The following is an 18,271-nucleotide window of genomic DNA, read 5'->3' on the forward strand; positions in this document are numbered from 1 at the left end:
CGGAGATCATGGCGCCCCACCACGGCGGCCGATCCCCACAGACGGACCGGGTGGTGTTCGGCGTCACCGCCGTGCTCACGCTCGCGTTCGTCGTCTGGGGCGCGGTGTCGACGGACTCGCTCGAGAATGTCTCCACGGACATGCTCAACGGTCTGATGCACAACGGCGGTTGGTTCTTCATGCTGACCGCCACCGGGTTCGTCGTCTTCGCGCTCTGGCTGGCCGTCAGCCGGTACGGAAAGATCACCCTCGGACGGGAGGGTGAGGACCCGGAGTTCCGCACCGTCTCCTGGGTCGCCATGATGTTCAGCGCCGGTATGGGCATCGGCCTGATGTTCTACGGAGTGAGCGAGCCCCTGGCCCACTTCACCTCGCCACCGCCGGGCACCGACCCGGCGGACGCGCCCGCGGCCATGGAGACCGCGATGGCCACCACCCTCTTCCACTGGACGCTCCACCCGTGGGCGATCTACGCGGTCGTGGGCCTGGCCATCGCGTACAGCACCTTCCGCCGCAACCGGCGACAGACCATCAGTGCCGTCTTCGAGCCGCTCATCGGCGAGAAGCACGCACACGGCGCCTGGGGCCGGGTCATCGACATCCTGGCCATCTTCGCCACGCTCTTCGGCTCGGCCGCCTCGCTGGGCCTCGGCGCCCTGCAGATCGGCAGCGGCATCGAGGTCCTCGACTGGATGGACGACGCGAGCACCGGCCTGCTCGTCGTCATCATCGCCGTGCTGACGCTGGCCTTCGTGGCGTCCGCCATCTCCGGTGTGGAGAAGGGCGTGCAGTGGCTCTCCAACATCAACATGGTGCTGGCCGGGCTGCTCGTCCTCTTCGTCTTCATCGCGGGCCCCACGGTCATCATCCTCGACATGGTGCCCACCTCCATCGGCGCCTACCTCAACGACCTGCCGCAGCTCATCGGCCGTACCGAGGCGTCCAGCGGCAAGGGCGTCGCGGACTGGCTGAGCAGTTGGACGGTCTTCTACTGGGCCTGGTGGATCTCCTGGACGCCCTTCGTCGGCATGTTCATCGCGCGGATCAGCCGCGGCCGTACGATCCGTCAGTTCGTCGGCGGCGTCATCCTGGTGCCGAGCACCGTCAGCCTCATCTGGTTCGCGGTCTTCGGCGGCACCGCCATGACCGTCTCCGACCGCGGTGGGCTCAAGGGTGAGATGTCCCAGGAGGCCCAGCTCTTCGGCCTGCTGCACGAATACCCGATCGCCACCGTGACCAGCCTGCTCGTGATGATCCTCGTCGGCATCTTCTTCGTGTCGGGCGCCGACGCCGCGTCCATCGTCATGGGCACGCTCTCCCAGAAGGGCGCCCTCGAACCCGGCCGGTTCGTCGTGGTCTTCTGGGGCATCGTGACCGGCGCCGTCGGTGCGGTCATGCTGCTGATCGGCGACGGCTCGGACGACGCGCTCACCGGCCTGCGCAACCTCACGATCCTGGTCGCGGCGCCGTTCACCATCGTGATGATCGGCATGTGCGTGGCCCTCATGCGGGACCTGCGCCACGACCCGCTGATCGTGCGCGGCGAGCACGGCACCGAGGTCCTGGAGAAGGCCGTCATCGCCGGCCACGAGCACCACGACGGTGACTTCGAGCTCCAGATCGGCCCCGCCAGCGACGACGGCGACGGCCCGGAACAGGACAACGACCCGGTCGCCTCCCGCTGACCGGCCGCCTCAGGAGGCGGCGCCCACCAGCCGCGCCGCCTCCTGGGCGCAACCCCAGGCCACCGTCACACCACCACCGCCGTGCCCGTAGTTGTGCACGAGCACCCCGCCCTCCGGAGTCCGCTCACGCTCCAGACGTACGCGGTGCCGGGCCGGGCGCAGCCCCACCCGGTGCGCGAGGACACGGGCCCCGGCGATCTCAGGACGCACCGCGGCGCACCGCGCGACGATGGCGTCCGCCACGGCAGGGTCAGGATCGGCCGACCAGTCGCCGTCCTCCGCGGTCCCACCGAGTACGAGACCGCCCGGCTGCGGCAGGAAGTACGTCGTCGAGGCCGACGCGGAGTCGGCGGCCGTGAACCACGTCTCGATCCCCGGGTTCTCCACCACGACGAGCTGCCCCCGCACCGGATACACCCCTTCATCCGGTACGAGATCGCGCGCGCCGAGCCCCGAACAGTTCACCACGGCGGACGCCTCGGCCGAAGGCTCCGCGAGCCGCCCGACCGCACGCTCCTCCAGGACGCCGCCCGCGGCGCGCAGCCGCCCCCGCAGCCAGGCGAGATGGACCGGCATGTCGATGAGCGGCAGCCGCGCCCACAACCCGCGTCCCGCGTACTCCGCCCGTGCCGCGACCCGCAGCCCGCCCACCCGCGAGGCCCACGCCCCCAACTCGTCCAGACCCGTCTCGGCATGTACGCCCTCGACCATGCGTACGCCGGTGAGCGGACCGCGCCCCGCCAACTCCTCGTACACGACGAGGGATTGCAGGGCCCACTCGCCCGCCGAATCCGCGGGCTCGATGCGGTAGGGCCACCACAGGCCGCCCGCAACGGCCGAGGTGGTCCGCTCGGCGGGCTCCCGGCTCCACACGCGCACCCGCCGCCCCAGCTCCGCCAGCACGATCGCGGTGGTGAGCCCGACGACCCCACTGCCCACCACGATCACATCGTCATCAGCCATCCCGGGAACGTATCGGAATGTGCGATGCCGTGCTCACATCACACGTCAGGTGGGGATACTCACAGCATGTCTGCCGAGTACGCGACCTTCGGTCTGGCACCGGCCATGCGCGCCGGTGGGGTTCTCGCCAACGGTGACTACCAAGTGCACCGGGATTTCGTCGACTTCATCGTCAACGGCCGCCCCCTCCTCTTCCAACTGTCCGACCTCGACGCGGTGTCGCCGCTCGCCTCCGACATTCCACCGGCGATCTTCACCGCCCATGTCCGCCGACTGCTCCTGGAGGCGCAGGCTCCGCTGGAGGAGGGGCGCTACGTCATATACGGCTGCCCCGAGTGCGAGGGCCTGGAGTGCGGCGCGGTCACGGCCGTGATCGAGAAGAGCGCCGACGGCGCCGACGACTTCGTCTGGCGCGACTTCGCCTGGCAGACCACGGAACGGGCCGACCTGGAGCTCAACGGCTACCACGGCATAGGGCCCTTCCGCTTCCACGGCGACGAATACCGGGCGGCGCTGGGGCAGTTGCTCGCGGATGACGACCCGCAGGCCCGTCGCCGGGTGCTCCTCATCGGCGCCCGGGTGGCGACCCTCGCCAAGCTCGCCGCGGCGCTCCGCACGATCGGGATCGGCGCGGAGATCGCGTCGGACGCGACGGGTGTCGCACCCGACGAACTCCGCACGTACGGGGCGGTGGCCTTCGGTCCCACGGTGCCCGAAGCCACCCGGCAGTCCGTCCGCGCCGTCTTCGACGGCGCGGACGTCCCGGTCGCCTATGTGGACGGCCTCGCCCCGATCATCCCGCTCCTGGTCGCCCAGATCGAGTACGCCCTGGACCGCAGCCCCCAGGAACAGCGCCGCCTCACCCGCCTCGCGGCCGGTCCCCGCTCGGCGGAGCTGGACGTCACATCGACGTGCCGGGTCCAGCTCACGGCGTACCGGATGGACCGCCTGTCCCGCACCCACATCCACGAGGTCTTCGACGAGGTCCTGGAGCCCGGGCGCCACCAGGTCCCCCTGACCCCCAAGGCCACGAAGGGCTCTGCCTACGTGGTGGCCCGAACCTCCACGCACGTCCTGGTCAGCCCCACGTCCCGCTAGGCGCCCCCGCCGGGCAGGCGCACCGGCCGCCCCACGCGCAGATCTACAATTGCCCCCTGATGACCGCAACCCTCGTCGCCAAAGACCTCGCCGCCGGCCACGGCGACCGCACCCTGTTCGCCGGACTGGACCTCGTCGTCGCCCCAGGCGACGTCATCGGTCTGGTCGGTGCCAACGGAGCGGGCAAGTCCACCCTGCTGAGGCTGCTCGCGGGCCTTGACGCCCCCGAAGGGGGAGAGCTGCGGCTCTCGCCGCCCACCGCCTCCGTGGGACACCTTCCCCAGGAGCCGGAGCGCCGCCCGGGCGAGACCATCCGCGCCTTCCTGGCCCGCCGCACCGGCGTGGCCGAGGCCCAGCGCGTCATGGACGAGGACACCCAGGCCCTCGTGGACGGCGCCCCGGGCGCGGACGACGCGTACGCGAACAGCCTGGAGCGCTGGCTCGCGCTCGGCGGCGCGGACCTCGACGAGCGCGCGGAGGAGGTCGCCGACTCCCTGGGCCTCGCCGTGAGCCTGGACCAGCCCATGACGTCGCTCTCGGGCGGCCAGGCGGCCCGCGCCGGACTGGCCTCCCTCCTCCTCTCCCGCTACGACGTGTTCCTCCTGGACGAGCCGACCAACGACCTCGACCTGGCGGGCCTGGAACGCCTGGAGTCCTTCGTCCGCGGTCTGCGCGCGGGCACGGTCGTGGTCAGCCACGACCGCGAGTTCCTCACCCGCACCGTCACCAAGGTCCTCGAACTCGACCTGGCCCAGCAGCAGATCAACCTCTACGGAGGCGGCTACGACGCGTACCTGGAGGAGCGCGACACGGCCCGCAGGCACGCCCGCGACGAGTACGACGAGTACGCCGACAAGAAGGCCGCGCTCCAGGGCCGCGCCCAGATGCAGCGCTCCTGGGCCGACAAGGGCGTCAAGAACGCCCGCCGCAAGGCCAAGTCGGGCGGCGACAACGACAAGATCGGCCGCAACCTCCGCAGCGACGCCAGCGAGAAGCAGGCGGCGAAGGCCCGCCAGACCCAGCGCATGATCGAGCGCCTGGACGTCGTCGAGGAGCCCCGCAAGGAGTGGGAGCTGCGCATGGAGATCGCGGCCGCACCCCGCTCCGGCGCGGTCGTCGCGAGCCTGCGCGACGCGGAGGTGCACCGGGGCACGTTCACGCTCGGCCCGGTCACCCTGCAGATCGACTGGGCGGACCGCGTGGCGATCACCGGCGCGAACGGCTCGGGCAAGTCGACACTGCTTGCGGCCCTCCTGGGACGCGTGCCGCTGGACGTGGGCCACGCCGCCCTCGGCTCGGGCGTGCTGGTCGGCGAGGTCGACCAGGCCCGCGCCCTGTTCCACGGCGAGGAGTCCCTGCTGGACGCGTTCTGCGCGGCCGTCCCCGACACCGAACCGGCCGAAGTCCGCACGCTGCTCGCCAAGTTCGGCCTCAAGGCGGACCACGTGCTGCGCTCGGCGGCCACGCTCTCCCCGGGCGAGCGGACCCGCGCGGGCCTCGCGCTGCTCCAGGGCCGAGGTGTCAACCTCCTCGTCCTGGACGAGCCGACCAACCACTTGGACCTGCCCGCGATCGAGCAGCTGGAGACGGCCCTGGAGGCCTACGAGGGCACCCTGCTCCTGGTCACGCACGACCGCAGGATGCTGGACGCGGTCCGCGTGACGCGCCGCCTGGAGGTGGCGGAGGGCAAAGTGGCGGAACTGCCACTCTGACCTCCACCCCTCGCTGTCCTACGGCGTCGTATCAGCGCCGCTTCGGGTCGACCAGCCCGGCCCGCCGCAACGCATCGGCCATCGCGTCGTTGGCGGGCGGCGGGCCCTGCCGCTGCGGCTTCTGCCCGCGACCGCCCCGCTGCCCCTGGCCCTGACCTTGCGCCTGGCCCTGCTGGCGTCGGCCCTGACCGCCGCCCGAACCACCGCCCTGGCCGCGCTGCCGCTGCTGAGGCGGACGGCCCCCGCCCCGCTTCGGCTGCTCCCCGTCCCCGCCGGAGGCGTTCGCCTCGTCGTCGAGGCGCAGCGTCAGCGAGACCCGCTTGCGCGGGATGTCGACGTCCATGACCTTCACCTTGACGATGTCGCCGGGCTTCACGACGTCCCGCGGGTCCTTGACGAACGTCTTGGACATGGCGGACACGTGCACCAGGCCGTCCTGGTGGACGCCGACGTCCACGAACGCCCCGAACGCGGCCACGTTCGTCACGACGCCTTCGAGGACCATTCCGGCGGCCAGGTCGGAGAGCTTCTCGACCCCGTCCTTGAAGGTCGCCGTCTTGAAGGCGGGCCGCGGGTCGCGTCCGGGCTTCTCCAGCTCCTTCAGGATGTCCGTGACCGTGGGCAGTCCGAAGACCTCGTCCACGAACGCGTCCGGCTTCAGGGAGCGCAGCGCCGCCGTGTTGCCGATCAGCGAACCGACCTCCCCGCCCGCCGACTTCACCATCTTGCGCACCACGGGGTAGGCCTCGGGGTGCACGCTGGAGGCGTCCAGCGGGTCGTCGCCGCCGCGGATGCGGAGGAAGCCCGCGCACTGCTCGTACGCCTTCGGGCCGAGCCGGGCGACGTCCTTGAGGCCCTTGCGGCTCTTGAACGGGCCGTTCGTGTCGCGGTGCGCCACGATGTTCTCCGCGAGGCCCGCGCCGATGCCGGAGACCCGGGAGAGGAGCGGGGCGGAGGCGGTGTTGACGTCCACACCCACGCCGTTCACACAGTCCTCGACGACCGCGTCGAGGGAGCGCGACAGCTTCACCTCGGACAGGTCGTGCTGGTACTGCCCGACACCGATCGACTTGGGGTCGATCTTCACCAGCTCGGCCAGCGGGTCCTGGAGGCGCCGCGCGATGGAGACAGCGCCACGGATCGAGACGTCCAGGTCGGGCAGCTCCTGCGAGGCGAAGGCCGAAGCCGAGTACACGGACGCGCCCGCCTCGGAGACCATCACCTTCGTGAGCTTCAGCTCGGGGTGCTTGGTGATGAGTTCACCGGCGAGCTTGTCGGTCTCGCGCGACGCCGTGCCGTTCCCGACGGCGATCAGGTCGACCCCGTGCTCCTCGGCGAGCCGCGCGAGCGTCGCGAGGGACTGGTCCCACTTGTTGGCCGGGACGTGCGGGTGGATCGTGTCGGTCGCGACGACCTTGCCGGTCGCGTCGACGACGGCGACCTTCACGCCCGTACGGAAACCGGGGTCGAGGCCGAGCGTCGCGCGGGTGCCCGCGGGCGCCGCAAGCAGCAGGTCGCGCAGGTTCGACGCGAAGACCCGCACCGCCTCGTCCTCGGCGGCGGTCCGCAGCCGCAGCCGCAGGTCGATCCCGAGGTGCACGAGGATCCGCGTCCGCCAGGACCAGCGGACCGTGTCCTGGAGCCACTTGTCGCCGGGCCTGCCGCGGTCGGCGATGTCGAAGCGGTGGGCGACGATGCCCTCGTACGAGGACGGGGTGCCCGGCGTGGCGGCGGGCTCCTCGGGTTCGAGGACGAGGTCGAGGACCTCCTCCTTCTCACCGCGCAGCATGGCGAGGATGCGGTGCGAGGGCAGGTCGGTGAAGGGCTCGGCGAAGTCGAAGTAGTCGGCGAACTTGGCGCCCGCCTCCTCCTTGCCGTCCCTGACCTTCGCGGCGAGCCTGCCGCGCACCCACATGCGCTCGCGCAGCTCGCCGATCAGGTCGGCGTCCTCGGAGAACCGCTCGGCGAGGATCGCCCGTGCGCCGTCCAGGGCGGCCTGCGCGTCCGCGACGCCCTTGTCGGCGTCGACGAACGCGGCGGCCGCGGCCTGCGGTTCCACGGTCGGGTCGGCGAGCAGCCCGTCGGCCAGGGGCTCGAGCCCCGCCTCGCGGGCGATCTGCGCCTTCGTGCGCCGCTTCGGCTTGAAGGGCAGGTAGATGTCCTCCAGGCGTGCCTTGGTGTCCGCCTCCCGGATCCGCGCCTCGAGCTCGTCGGTGAGCTTGCCCTGCTCACGGACCGATTCGAGGATCGCGGCGCGCCGGTCCTCCAGCTCGCGCAGGTAGCGCAGGCGCTCTTCGAGCGTGCGCAGCTGCGCGTCGTCGAGCATTTCGGTCGCTTCCTTGCGGTAGCGCGCGATGAAGGGCACCGTGGAGCCGCCGTCGAGCAGGTCGACGGCGGCCTTCACCTGCCGCTCCCGTACGCCGAGCTCCTCGGCGATCCTGCCTTCGATGGATGCTGGGGTGGACGTCTTCAAAGCTGCCACGTTCCGGTACCGCCTTCTCGCTGAGGTTGCCGGGCAATTGTGGCAGGTGGCGCCGACAGAGGGTGATCAGACCCGGCTGGCCCGGCCCGTGTGTCCCGACCGCCGCCCGCCCCGCCCCGCGGAACGGGACGCTCCGCCGAACAGCCGGGCCAGTGCCCGGAACGGCAGCGTGACGACGGTGGCGATGGCGGCGCCGATCTGGCGCAGGACGTCCGCGATGGCACGGAACATGAGTACTCCCCTTTCGTCCCCGACGCCGCCGGGGGTCGGCGGAGCCGGTGGACGAACGGGTACCTCGGTCGCGCGAAGCCATGCGCGCCGGGCGGCGGACGCCGGGCGCGCACCCGCTCAGCGCTTGCCGAGCAGGTCCGCGGGGAACGCCCCGGCCTGCATCGCCTTGCCGACGAAGAGGGTGCCGAGTTCGGTCAGACGCTCGATGCCCGCGGCGCCGAGGTGCTCGTAGGGCGCGCGGTCGAGGCGGTCCGTCTCGGCCTCGATGTCCCGGCGCAGCGCCACGCCGTCCTCCGTCAACTCGCCCTCGCCGTCCAGCAGCCCGCGGTCCCGCAGCCGGTCCGTCGCCGCGTCCCACTCCTCCTGGTTCCAGCCGCGGGTGGAGAAGACCCACTTCGGCCGGGTGCCCTTGCCGGTGGCCGTGTGGCTCACCATGGCTTCGAGGCCGTCGAGTTCGGCGCCGAGCAGCACGGTGAGGTGGCCGTCGCCGCGGTGCTCGCGCAGCAGCGTCGCCGCGTGCCAGTAGGCGAGGTGCGGCTCCTCGGGGACGGGCAGGTCGGCGTGTGCGGCGTACAGCGGGCGCGCGCCGCGGGTGCAGGCCTCGGTGGCACGCAGCGCAAGGCCCGCGGCCTCCGCCATCTCCGGCGAGGCGACGAGCTCCTCGCCGAGCAGCCGCCGCAGCGTCGTGTCGACGCCCCGCAGGCGCGCCGCCAGGATGTCCTCGGGCGAGGCGGTCCGCCACACCTCGGGGACGTGCGCGGCCACGAGCTCGTACTTGTAGTTGTAGAAGGCGGCGGTCACGGTCCCGGGGCCGACGGCGCCCAGCGCGGCCGCGCGCACGGCGAAGTTGACGGCGCTGCGGTGGGTGATCCCGAGGCCGCTGAGCTCCCGGTTCACGTCCGGCGAGAAGTAGTGCGCGGAGTGCAGCGGGTTGAGGACGTTGTGACAGCGGCGCCCGGCCCGCGACTCCAGTGCGGCGGACGAGGAGGAAGTCGTCGAAGAGGTCATGAGTGCACGTTACCTACTGGTCAGTATGTGGCGCGTGAGATGGTTCGGCGAGATGGCAGGAAAGGTGGGGTCTTTGTCATTGCGGACATCGCGGGCCGGGCGAAGAATCTAGGGCATGGCGCAGCGAATCGTCCTGGTCGTGCTCTTCGACGACGTCCAGAGCCTTGATGTCACGGGCCCCGTGGAGGTGTTCACGGGGGCCGGGCTCTGCACGGCCGACCCCAAGGGCGGCTACCTAGTCCGCACCGCCTCCCTGGACGGCGGGCCCGTGCGCACGTCCAGCGGCCTCACCCTGGTCCCGGACTCCACGCTCGCCGACGCTCCCGAGCCGCACACGCTGCTGGTCCCGGGCGGCCTCGGCACCCGCGGGCAGGCCCCGGAGCTGACCGGCTGGCTGCGCGAGCACGGCCCGCGCGCGGAGCGCCTGGTGTCGGTCTGCACCGGCGCGATCAGGCTCGCCGAGGCGGGGCTCCTGGAGGGGCGCAGGGCGACGACGCACTGGGCGTACTGCGAACGGCTCGCCAGGGACCACCCGGGCGTCGAGGTCGACCCCGACCCCATCTACGTGCGCGACGGCCATGTCGCGACGTCCGCCGGGGTCACCGCGGGCATCGACCTCGCCCTGGCGCTCGTGGAGGAGGACCTGGGTCGCGAGGTGGCCCTCACGGTCGCCCGCCATCTGGTGGTCTTCCTGCGGCGCCCGGGGAACCAGGCGCAGTTCAGCGTCCAGCTCGCCGCGCAGACCGCGCGGCGCGAGCCGCTGCGCGAGGTCCAGCAGTGGATCACCGAGCACCCGGCCGACGACCTCTCGGTCGACGCGCTCGCCGCGCGCGCCCGCCTCTCGCCCCGCCACTTCGCCCGCGCCTTCCAGGCGGACACCGGCCTCACACCGGGCAAGTACGTCGAGCGGGTCCGCATCGAACACGCCCGACGCCTCCTGGAGGACACCTCCGACGGGGTCGAGGAGATCTCCCGCGCCTGCGGCTACGGCACCCCGGAGGCCATGCGCCGCGCCTTCGTGAAGCTGCTCGGCGCGGCACCGGCCGAGTACCGCCGCCGCTTCCACCCCGCACCGGCCGCACTTGCCGCACCGGTCCACGCACCCACCCGGCACGCCCACTCACACCGATAGGGACACCATGCAGATCGCCATCGCCCTGTACGAGCGCTTCACCGTCCTGGACGCCATCGGCCCCTACCAGACCCTGAGCAGCCTCCCGGGCGCCGAGACCGTCTTCGTGGCCGAGCAGGCGGGCCCCGTGCGGGACGACAACGGCTCCCTCGCCCTTGTCGCCGACAAGTCCTTCGCCGAGGTCCAGCGGCCCGACATCGTGGTCGTGCCCGGCGGCCCCGGCCAGAGCGACCAGATGGAGAACGAGGCGCTCCTCGGCTGGCTCCGCGCGGTCGACGCCACCACCACCTGGACGACCTCGGTGTGCACGGGCTCGCTCGCGCTGGCCGCCGCGGGCCTCCTCAAGGGCCGCCGCGCCACCTCGCACTGGCTCGCGCTGGCCGAGCTGGACCGGCTCGGCGTGGAGTCGACGGGGGAGCGGGTCGTCTTTGACGGCAAGTACGTCACCGGGGCCGGTGTCTCCGCGGGCATCGACATGGGCCTCACCCTGGCCGGGAAGATCGCGGGCGACGAGCACGCGCAGACCGTACAGCTGCTGACCGAGTACGACCCCCAGCCGCCCTACGACGCCGGGTCCCCGGAGAAGGCGCCCGCGCACATCGTCGCGAAGTTCCGGGCCGGGAGCCGCTTCGGTCAGTAGGTGAAGCGCGGCTGCCTGCGCTCCAGGAAGGCGGCGACCCCCTCCGCGGTGTCGCCGCTGCCGCGCGCCTGCTCCGTCCAGTACGCGTCCCGGTCCGTGCGGCCCGTGGCGAACTCCTTGGCGGCCGCCTGTGTCAGGAGGGAACGCGACACGAGGATCCGGGTGAACTCGGCGACCCGCTTGTCCAGCTCGCCCGACGGCAGCACCTCGTCCACCAGGCCGGTGCGCAGCGCCCGTTCGGCGCCGATCAACTCTCCGGAGAAGAGCAGGTACTTGGCGGTGGCGGGCCCCACAAGCGACACCAGGCGGCGCGTGGACGACGCCGGATAGACGATGCCGAGCTTGGCCGGAGTGACACCGAACGAGGCACCCTCGTCCGCGAACCGCAGGTCGCACGCGCCCGCCAGCTGCGCGCCGCCGCCCACGCAGTAGCCCCGCACCGCCGCGAGCGTCGGCTTGGGGAAGGCCGCGAGGGCGTCCTCGGCCCGCACCGCGAGGTCCTGCGCGGTGCCGGGCGACTCCCGCAGCGTGGAGATGTCGGCGCCCGCGCAGAACGTGTCGCCCGCGCCGGTGAGGACCACGGCGCGCACGGCCGGGTCGGCGCCGAGGCCCTCGAACAGCGGTGGCACCTGCCGCCACATGTCGGCGGTCATCGCGTTGCGCTTGGCCGGATGGTCGATGAGGACGGTGGCGACGCCGTCCGTGACGGTGTGGCTCAGCTGCGGCTCCATGCGCCGGATGCTATCCGCACCCCTCGAACGTACGATCAAGAAGGGGGCCGAGCGAGAGGGAGACGCTGATGGCCGGACCCAGGGACGATAGCGACGACAGGGACGACACGGCCGCCTCGGAGGCCAGGACGGTCAGCCGCAGCTTCGGCTGGCTCGCCCTGCTCGGCGTGGTCCTGGCCGTGGCCGGACTCGTCGGCCTCGTCTACACCGGTGTCGCCACGCTGACCTCGATGCTCCTGTTCGGCTGGCTCCTGCTCATCGGCGGCATCGTCGGCCTGCTGCACGCCGTCCAGTCGCGGGGCAGCAGCTTCTTCTGGCTGGGCGTCGTGGTCGCCGCGCTGAACCTCGCGGCGGGCGTCGTGGTCATCCGCAGGCCCGACGTGGCGGCGGAGGCGCTGACCATGTTCGCGGCCCTGCTCTTCCTGACGGGCGGTGTGTTCCGGCTGGTCGGCAGCATGGTCGTACGCGGCCCGCAGTTCGCCCTGACGCTGCTGCAGGGTGCCTTCGGCCTGCTGATCGGTATCCTGGTCCTCGCCGGTTGGCCCAGCAGCAGTCAGTACGTGATCGGGTGCTTCTTCTCCCTGACGCTGCTCTTCGACGGCCTCGGCCTGATCGCCACCGGAATCGGCGGCCGCCGGATCGTCAGCCTCGTACAACCTGAAGAACGCTTCAAGGCGGAACAACGAGGGCAGGACCAGTCGCACAGCTGACGGTGTCCGACCCAGGCGGTCAAATCCCGTCGATACTCGCTGACTTCTGGTCAGTGGCGCGGTCCGGACCAGCGCGTTCTCAACACTCGACGTGTGGCAACAATCGAGCGCGAGGGCGGCGACCGGACGATGGGGAACGACGGGAGAGGGCAGCGCCCCCTCCCAAGGGGCGGCGGATCGGTGCCGTACGAGGGTGTGTGGCGCTTCACCGCCCCCGCCGTCGACGCCTCCGTGCCCCAGGCCCGGCACGCGGTGCGGGACCTGCTGGCCCGGCAGGGCGTACCGGCGACGGACGACCTGGTCCAAGGCCTGCTGGTCATCGTCTCCGAGCTGGTGACCAACGCGGTGCGCCATGCGGCCCTGCTGTCGCCGATGCTCGCCGTGGAGGTCGCGATCGGCGCCGAGTGGGTGCGGGTGTCCGTCGAGGACAACCACCCCTACCGCCCGACGGCCCTGGTGGCGGACCACGGGCAGACGGGCGGGCGCGGTCTTCTGCTGGTCCGCGAGATCACGCGGGAGGCGGGCGGCGCCTGCGACGTCGAGCACACCGCGAGCGGGGGCAAGGTCATCTGGGCGGCCCTGCCCCTGAAGCCCAACGGCGGCTGACCGCCCGGCGGGTGGGTGGCTACCAGCCCGCCGAGGGGCCCGTCAGCTCCTTGACCGCGGGCCGTGCCGCGTCGAGCACGGTCATGAACCAGGCGGAGAACGGGTCTCGTTCGTGCCGCTCGGCCAGCTCCGCCGCGGTCACGAAAGCGGTCCCGCCGATCTCGGCCGGGTCGGGGTTCAGCGGGGACTGCACCATGCCCACGAACAGGTGGTTGAACTCCTGCTCCACGAGCCCCGAGTCGGGGTCCGGGTGGTTGTAGCGCACCGTGCCCGCCTCGGCGAGCAGCGAGGGCGAGACCCCGAGCTCCTCGTACGTACGCCGGGCGGCCGCCGCGAACGGGGCCTCACCCGGGTAGGGGTGCCCGCAGCAGGTGTTCGACCAGACTCCGGGGGAGTGGTACTTGCCGAGGGCGCGCTGCTGCAGCAGCAGCCTGCCCTGCTCGTCGAAGAGGAAGACGGAGAACGCCCGGTGCAATTGCCCGGGCGCCTGATGCGCGGAGAGTTTCTCCGCTGTGCCGATCGTCCTGCCGTCCTCGTCGACGAGTTCGAGCAAGATCGCTTCTCCGGTGCCGTTCGACGAGCTGTTCGCCGCGGTGGCAGGTGTGATCGGCATACGCATCCTTCGCTTCGGTCTTCGAACCCCAAGTCTGCCGTACGTTCCGGACACCGCGGGCACTTAACGGAACCCGCATGTCCTGCCGCGCCGGAGCACGGCGGGACACGCGGGGCGGGTCAGACCCCGAAGGCAGCCGGATAGGTGATCGTGCCCCGCGGCAGTTGCGCGGAATCGTCGGATCCGTTCAGGACCAGAGCCATCATCGCGTCGTCGGGCACCTCGAAGCCCGGCCGGATTCCGTACCCGGAAGCGGGCTTGAAACCGAACCTCGGATAGTACGAGGGATGCCCCAGCACGAGGACGATCCGCTCTCCACGCGCGCGTGCCGCATCGAGCACGGCGCGCACGACCGCCGAACCGGCTCCCGTCCGCTGGTACTCGGGCAGGGTGGCGACGGGCGCGAGCGCCAGGGCCGGTGTCCCGTCCACCCGGCAGCGGGTGATCAGCGCATGCGCGGCCACCGAACCGTCGGGCGCCTCGGCGACGTACGACAGGCCGGGCAGCCAGGCCTCGTCGTCCGTGCGCAGCGCGTCGACCAGATCGGCCTCCGCACCGCCCTCGAAGGCGGCGGTGTTCAGGGCGTGCACGGCGGCGATGTCGGCCGCGGTCTCCGGGCGGGTCGGCCAGGAGTCCACGGGCCGCAGCACATAGCCGGTGTAGCCGTAATCGGTCCCGTGGTCACGCCGCATCGCGAGCTCCTCGCGGGTGGCGGTCAGCGCCTCAGCCATGCCGGGAGCACCCGGATCCGCCGCGTCCGCGCGTGCGGCCAGCGGCCCGTAGTACTCCGCCCAGTCGGACTCGGGCTGCGGGTGCACGCCGAGCACGGCGTACCCGGCGCCGGTCGCGGCCCGGACGTTCGCCTCGCCGGTGCGCAGCGTGTAGTGCTGCTCCCAGAAGGCGCGGGCGGTGGCGGAGGGCTCGGCGGCCGTCCACTCGCACTCGGTGAGGACGAGCACTCCGCCGGGGGCGAGCAGGCGCCGCCAGGTGCGCAGCGCGGTGTCGAAGCCGATGCTGTAGGCCGAGCTCTCGGCCCAGAGGACGTCGAACGAACCGTCCGGACAGGGGAGTTCCCCCATGTCGGCGTTGACGGTGGTGATCGATCCGGTGAGGCCGCGTGCCTCGGCCGCGGCCCGGAGCTCGTCGAGGAACGGCTCGTGGAGGTCGACGGCGGTCACCTCGGCACCGGCCTCGGCGGCGAGCAGGAGCGCGGCCCGGCCGGGGCCGCAGCCCAGGTCGAGGACGCGCGGCCGCTCGGGCAGCGCACCCGCGAGGGAGAGCAGCCGCCTGGTGGTGGCATCGGAGCCGGGACCCTGCCGCGGAAGCCCGTGGTGCAGGGCGAAGAAGGCATGGGCGACGGAAGTGTTGTCAGTCAACGTGGAAATCCTTGAGTGAAGGACCCGCGGACCCGACGTACGAGTGGCGTACGAGACGTACGAGCGGTGTAGGAGAAGTCAGACGCGTGCCCGGAAAGTGGGGATGCACATGTCGCCGCGCAGAGCAGCGCCAGCCACGACAGTCATCAACCCACCTCCGGGGAACTCAAGAACGCAGATTACTCGGACCGCTTTAACACCGCCGACACCGCTAGCCGTCGGCGAAGCTGTTGGCCACCACGACCTGCCGGATGCCGTTCTCATCGTTCTGCAGGCGCTTGACCTGCATCAGGACCGTGTTCTCGTCGGTCGTCCTGAAGCAGTAGGACTGCCCGATCTCGATGATGGCCGACTTCATCTCGGTCTCGGAGACGCGGGTCCGGCACTCCTCGACGGTCGGCTTGCCGCTCTCGGTGATGACCGCCATCGTCGCGCCGTTCAGCACCGCGAGGGTGTTCCTGTCGGTCCCGACGACCTGCACGTCCGAGCCGGAGACCTGTGGGTCGATGTGTGCCCAGGGACTGTCGAGGTCGTACGGCCGCGCCGGTACGTTCAGGAAGAACTCGTTGCCGTCCTTCCACTGCTGGGACGGTTTCGGCCTTGGCGCGGGCGGTGTGCTCTGCGCGGCGGCGGTCGTCTTCTCCTCGCCGCCGTCGGCGACCTTGACCCCGATGACGGCCGCGGCGACCGCGCCCAGCGCGCCGATGACGGCGGTGACCATCTGCCAGAACGGCCGCTGCCGGGCCCCCGGATCGGGGTCGTGGCCGGGCCGTGGCGGGCCGGGTGGTGCGGGAGATCGTGGATGTGACACTGCTTTCCCCCGGAGCAAGTGCGTTTGTGAAACCTCCCGTCGACTGTCCCACAAGAGCACGGACCCGTGAAGGGAATCCGGGCGGTCCTGGCGTCAGTGGCAGAGCTTCGCCTCGTGCTCCGCATGGCCGCTCGGCTCCAGCTGGAAGGTGCAGTGCTCGACGTCGAAGTGGTCGCCCAGGCAGCCCTGCAGCTCGTGCAGCAGCTTCTCGTGGCCGGTCGCGTCGAGGGTCCAGGAGCTCACCACGACGTGGGCGGAGAGGACCGGCATGCCCGACGTGATCGTCCAGGCATGCAGGTCGTGGACCTCCTCGACGCCCGGCAGCTCGAGGATGTGCGACCGCACCTCCGCCATGTCGACCCCCTTGGGTGCCGACTCCAGGAGCACGTTCAGGGTCTCCTTGAGGAGCTTGACCGTGCGCGGGACGATCATGAAGCCGATGACGAGCGAGGCGATCGGGTCGGCGGCCTGCCAGCCGGTGAGCATGATCAGGACCGAGGCGACGATCACCGCGAGCGAGCCGAGGGTGTCCGCCACGACCTCCAGGAAGGCGCCGCGCACATTGAGGCTGTCCTTCTGGCCGCGCATGAGCAGCGAGAGCGAGATCATGTTCGCGACGAGGCCGAAGATGCCGAAGTAGAGGGCGAGGTCGCCCTGGGTCTCCGCGGGCGTGAAGAACCGCTGGACCGCCTCGTACAGCACGTACCCGCCCACGCCGAGCAGCAGCAGACAGTTGGCGAGCGCGGCGAGTATCTCCGCGCGGGCATAGCCGAAGGTGCGGTTCCCGGTGGGCGGCCTGTTCGCGAAGTGGATCGCGAGCAGGGCCATGCCGAGGCCCAGCGAGTCCGTCGCCATGTGCGTCGCGTCCGCGATGAGCGCGAGCGAGTCCGCCATCAGCCCGCCCACGATCTGGGCCACCATGATCGTGATCGTGATGGTCAGGGCGATACGGAGTCGCCCCTTGTAGGCGTTGGCCGCCGTCCCCGTGGTCGGTGCCCCGTGTGTGTGTCCGTGATCGTGCCCAGCCCCCATTGAGCCGCCCTCCCGCATCCGTCGTCGGCGTGCATTCCACTGTCGCGCGACCACAGTGAACTACGGGTGGGGGGTATCTGGCAACGCGGTACTGAACACCGTTATCACTGCGCTGACCTGCGGAAATGGCAACGGTTGCCGACTGGGGGACGGGGTGCAGGTCAGGGCGTCGGAACGATCATCCGCGGCGCGCTTCCGGGTGGTGCAAACACCATCCCGCCCACGCCGACTCGACCATCTCGCGCACCCCGCGCCGGGCCGTCCAGCCGAGCTCCGCCGCCGCGAGACGGGCGTCGGCCACGGCGCGCGGGGAGTCGCCCTCGCGGGCCGGTTCGACGAGCGCCGGACGGGTGTCCCCGCTCACCTCGCCGATGACGGTGATCAGTTCGCGTACGGAAACACCCTGGCCCCGCCCGATGTTCACCGTCAGATCGCCCGCGGCGCCCTTGGTGTCCTCCGTGAGCCGACGGGCCGCCGCGAGATGGGCCTCGGCGAGGTCGGAGACGTGGACGTAGTCACGGACGCAGGTGCCGTCCGGCGTCGGGTGGGTGTCGCCGAAGATCCGCGGCGACTCGTCCTGGCGCAGCCGGTCGAAGACCATCGGGATCACGTTGAAGACCCCGGTGTCCGCGAGCTCGGGTGCCGCGGCGCCCGCCACGTTGAAGTAGCGCAGGCAGACGGTCCCGATGCCGTGCGCCCGCCCGGCCGCCCGCACCAGCCACTCACCGGCGAGCTTCGTCTCGCCGTAGGGGCTGACCGGGACGCAGGGCGTGTCCTCGCCCACGAGGTCCGCGTCCGGCGGATTGCCGTACACCGCGGCCGAAGAGGAGAACACGAAGCGCTTGATGCCTGCCTCGGCGACCGCTTCGAGCAGCGTCGTGAGGCCGCCCAGGTTCTCCCGGTAGTAGCGCAGCGGCTGCTCCACCGACTCCCCGACCTGCTTGCGGGCCGCGAGATGCACCACACCGGTGACGTCGTGCTCGGCGAAGACCCGGCGCAGCAGGTCCCCATCCAGCGAGGACCCCTTCACGAGGGGCATGTCCGCGGGCAACCGCTGCGGCACCCCCGACGAGACGTCGTCCAGGACGACGACGTCCTCCCCGGCACCGGCCATGACCCGCGCCACATGTGCCCCGATGTAACCCGCTCCGCCTGTGATCAGCCATGTCATGGGCGCCCACCCTAAGCGAACCGCCCGCACACGCCGTGCGGGGGCATGTGCCGCTATACGGGCAAGCCGGGCACCGGCAGGGGTGCGGTTTGTGGGCGCGGCCCCCCATCCACCATGATGATCGCGAAGGCCGAGGCCCTCGCAGGCCGCCCTTATCGGGGCGTGAACGGGTGATGAACGCCCGCTTCCCATCATCCGATAGCCTCTGCCGACGTGCCGCCCGGCCGCCATGGCCAGGGGCGCTCCCCTTACGCATGTGCCCGGCGCGAG

General features: G+C 71.5%; 17 protein-coding genes. 7 read left to right on the forward strand and 10 right to left on the reverse strand.

The window, feature by feature from the left end; all coding sequences use genetic code 11:
- The first annotated feature begins 8 nt into the window (after window positions 1-8).
- Window positions 9-1,685 carry a BCCT family transporter gene (locus AC068B_RS14935; protein ID WP_478671818.1) on the forward strand — a complete coding sequence of 559 codons (1,677 nt, stop codon included), beginning with the start codon at window positions 9-11 and terminating at the stop codon, window positions 1,683-1,685.
- A 9-nt stretch (window positions 1,686-1,694) separates the two neighbouring features.
- Here the strand turns inward: AC068B_RS14935 and AC068B_RS14940 are convergent, their stop codons facing one another.
- Window positions 1,695-2,648 carry an NAD(P)/FAD-dependent oxidoreductase gene (locus AC068B_RS14940; RefSeq protein WP_478671819.1) on the reverse strand — a complete coding sequence of 318 codons (954 nt, stop codon included), beginning with the start codon at window positions 2,646-2,648 and terminating at the stop codon, window positions 1,695-1,697.
- 66 nt (window positions 2,649-2,714) lie between these two features.
- On the opposite strand from AC068B_RS14940, the gene AC068B_RS14945 reads away from it, so the two are divergent.
- Both AC068B_RS14945 and AC068B_RS14950 read left to right on the forward strand, forming a co-directional pair.
- A complete protein-coding gene (locus AC068B_RS14945) occupies window positions 2,715-3,746 on the forward strand; it encodes an oxidoreductase (protein ID WP_478671820.1) in 1,032 nt (343 codons plus the stop codon).
- A gap of 59 nt (window positions 3,747-3,805) precedes the next feature.
- Window positions 3,806-5,458: an ABC-F family ATP-binding cassette domain-containing protein gene (locus tag AC068B_RS14950; RefSeq protein WP_478671821.1), complete on the forward strand. Its 1,653-nt coding sequence runs from the start codon at window positions 3,806-3,808 to the stop codon at window positions 5,456-5,458.
- Between the two features lie 31 nt (window positions 5,459-5,489).
- On the opposite strand, the gene AC068B_RS14955 is transcribed toward AC068B_RS14950, so the two are convergent.
- The 3 genes from AC068B_RS14955 to AC068B_RS14965 all read right to left on the reverse strand — a co-directional run bounded on the left by AC068B_RS14955 (window position 5,490) and on the right by AC068B_RS14965 (window position 9,179).
- Window positions 5,490-7,940, reverse strand: a complete 2,451-nt coding sequence (locus tag AC068B_RS14955) for a Tex family protein (RefSeq protein WP_478671822.1) — start codon at window positions 7,938-7,940, stop codon at window positions 5,490-5,492.
- 66 nt (window positions 7,941-8,006) lie between these two features.
- Complete coding sequence (locus AC068B_RS14960) at window positions 8,007-8,171, reverse strand: LPFR motif small protein (RefSeq protein WP_478671823.1); 165 nt, start codon at window positions 8,169-8,171, stop codon at window positions 8,007-8,009.
- Between the two features lie 117 nt (window positions 8,172-8,288).
- Window positions 8,289-9,179 carry an SCO6745 family protein gene (locus AC068B_RS14965; RefSeq protein ID WP_478671824.1) on the reverse strand — a complete coding sequence of 297 codons (891 nt, stop codon included), beginning with the start codon at window positions 9,177-9,179 and terminating at the stop codon, window positions 8,289-8,291.
- 115 nt (window positions 9,180-9,294) lie between these two features.
- On the opposite strand from AC068B_RS14965, the gene AC068B_RS14970 reads away from it, so the two are divergent.
- Together AC068B_RS14970 and AC068B_RS14975 are read left to right on the forward strand one after the other, a co-directional pair.
- Window positions 9,295-10,311, forward strand: coding sequence for a GlxA family transcriptional regulator (locus AC068B_RS14970; RefSeq protein ID WP_478671825.1), 1,017 nt, complete (start codon window positions 9,295-9,297; stop codon window positions 10,309-10,311).
- Window positions 10,312-10,318: 7 nt separating this feature from the next.
- Window positions 10,319-10,951 carry a DJ-1/PfpI family protein gene (locus AC068B_RS14975; RefSeq protein ID WP_478671827.1) on the forward strand — a complete coding sequence of 211 codons (633 nt, stop codon included), beginning with the start codon at window positions 10,319-10,321 and terminating at the stop codon, window positions 10,949-10,951.
- On the opposite strand, the gene AC068B_RS14980 is transcribed toward AC068B_RS14975, so the two are convergent.
- Complete coding sequence (locus tag AC068B_RS14980) at window positions 10,945-11,682, reverse strand: enoyl-CoA hydratase/isomerase family protein (protein ID WP_478671828.1); 738 nt, start codon at window positions 11,680-11,682, stop codon at window positions 10,945-10,947. The genes AC068B_RS14975 and AC068B_RS14980 overlap by 7 nt on opposite strands.
- A gap of 68 nt (window positions 11,683-11,750) precedes the next feature.
- Between AC068B_RS14980 and AC068B_RS14985 the strand changes: the two genes are divergently transcribed.
- Entirely contained in the window at window positions 11,751-12,392 is a 642-nt protein-coding gene (locus AC068B_RS14985) for an HdeD family acid-resistance protein (RefSeq protein WP_478671829.1), read from the forward strand.
- Between the two features lie 93 nt (window positions 12,393-12,485).
- Window positions 12,486-12,998: an ATP-binding protein gene (locus AC068B_RS14990; RefSeq protein ID WP_478671830.1), complete on the forward strand. Its 513-nt coding sequence runs from the start codon at window positions 12,486-12,488 to the stop codon at window positions 12,996-12,998.
- Window positions 12,999-13,017: 19 nt separating this feature from the next.
- On the opposite strand, the gene idi is transcribed toward AC068B_RS14990, so the two are convergent.
- The 5 genes from idi to galE all read right to left on the reverse strand — a co-directional run bounded on the left by idi (window position 13,018) and on the right by galE (window position 18,001).
- Window positions 13,018-13,611 carry an isopentenyl-diphosphate Delta-isomerase gene (gene idi / locus AC068B_RS14995; protein ID WP_356259614.1) on the reverse strand — a complete coding sequence of 198 codons (594 nt, stop codon included), beginning with the start codon at window positions 13,609-13,611 and terminating at the stop codon, window positions 13,018-13,020.
- A 119-nt stretch (window positions 13,612-13,730) separates the two neighbouring features.
- Entirely contained in the window at window positions 13,731-14,987 is a 1,257-nt protein-coding gene (locus AC068B_RS15000; RefSeq protein ID WP_478671832.1) for a GNAT family N-acetyltransferase, read from the reverse strand.
- Between the two features lie 211 nt (window positions 14,988-15,198).
- On the reverse strand, window positions 15,199-15,798 hold the full coding sequence (locus AC068B_RS15005; protein ID WP_478671833.1) for a hypothetical protein: 600 nt from the start codon (window positions 15,796-15,798) through the stop codon (window positions 15,199-15,201).
- Between the two features lie 93 nt (window positions 15,799-15,891).
- Entirely contained in the window at window positions 15,892-16,830 is a 939-nt protein-coding gene (locus AC068B_RS15010; protein WP_478671834.1) for a cation diffusion facilitator family transporter, read from the reverse strand.
- Between the two features lie 178 nt (window positions 16,831-17,008).
- Complete coding sequence (galE, locus tag AC068B_RS15015; protein WP_478671835.1) at window positions 17,009-18,001, reverse strand: UDP-glucose 4-epimerase GalE; 993 nt, start codon at window positions 17,999-18,001, stop codon at window positions 17,009-17,011.
- Window positions 18,002-18,271 lie beyond the last annotated feature (270 nt).

This window comes from Streptomyces sp. NPDC042371 (assembly GCF_056437465.1).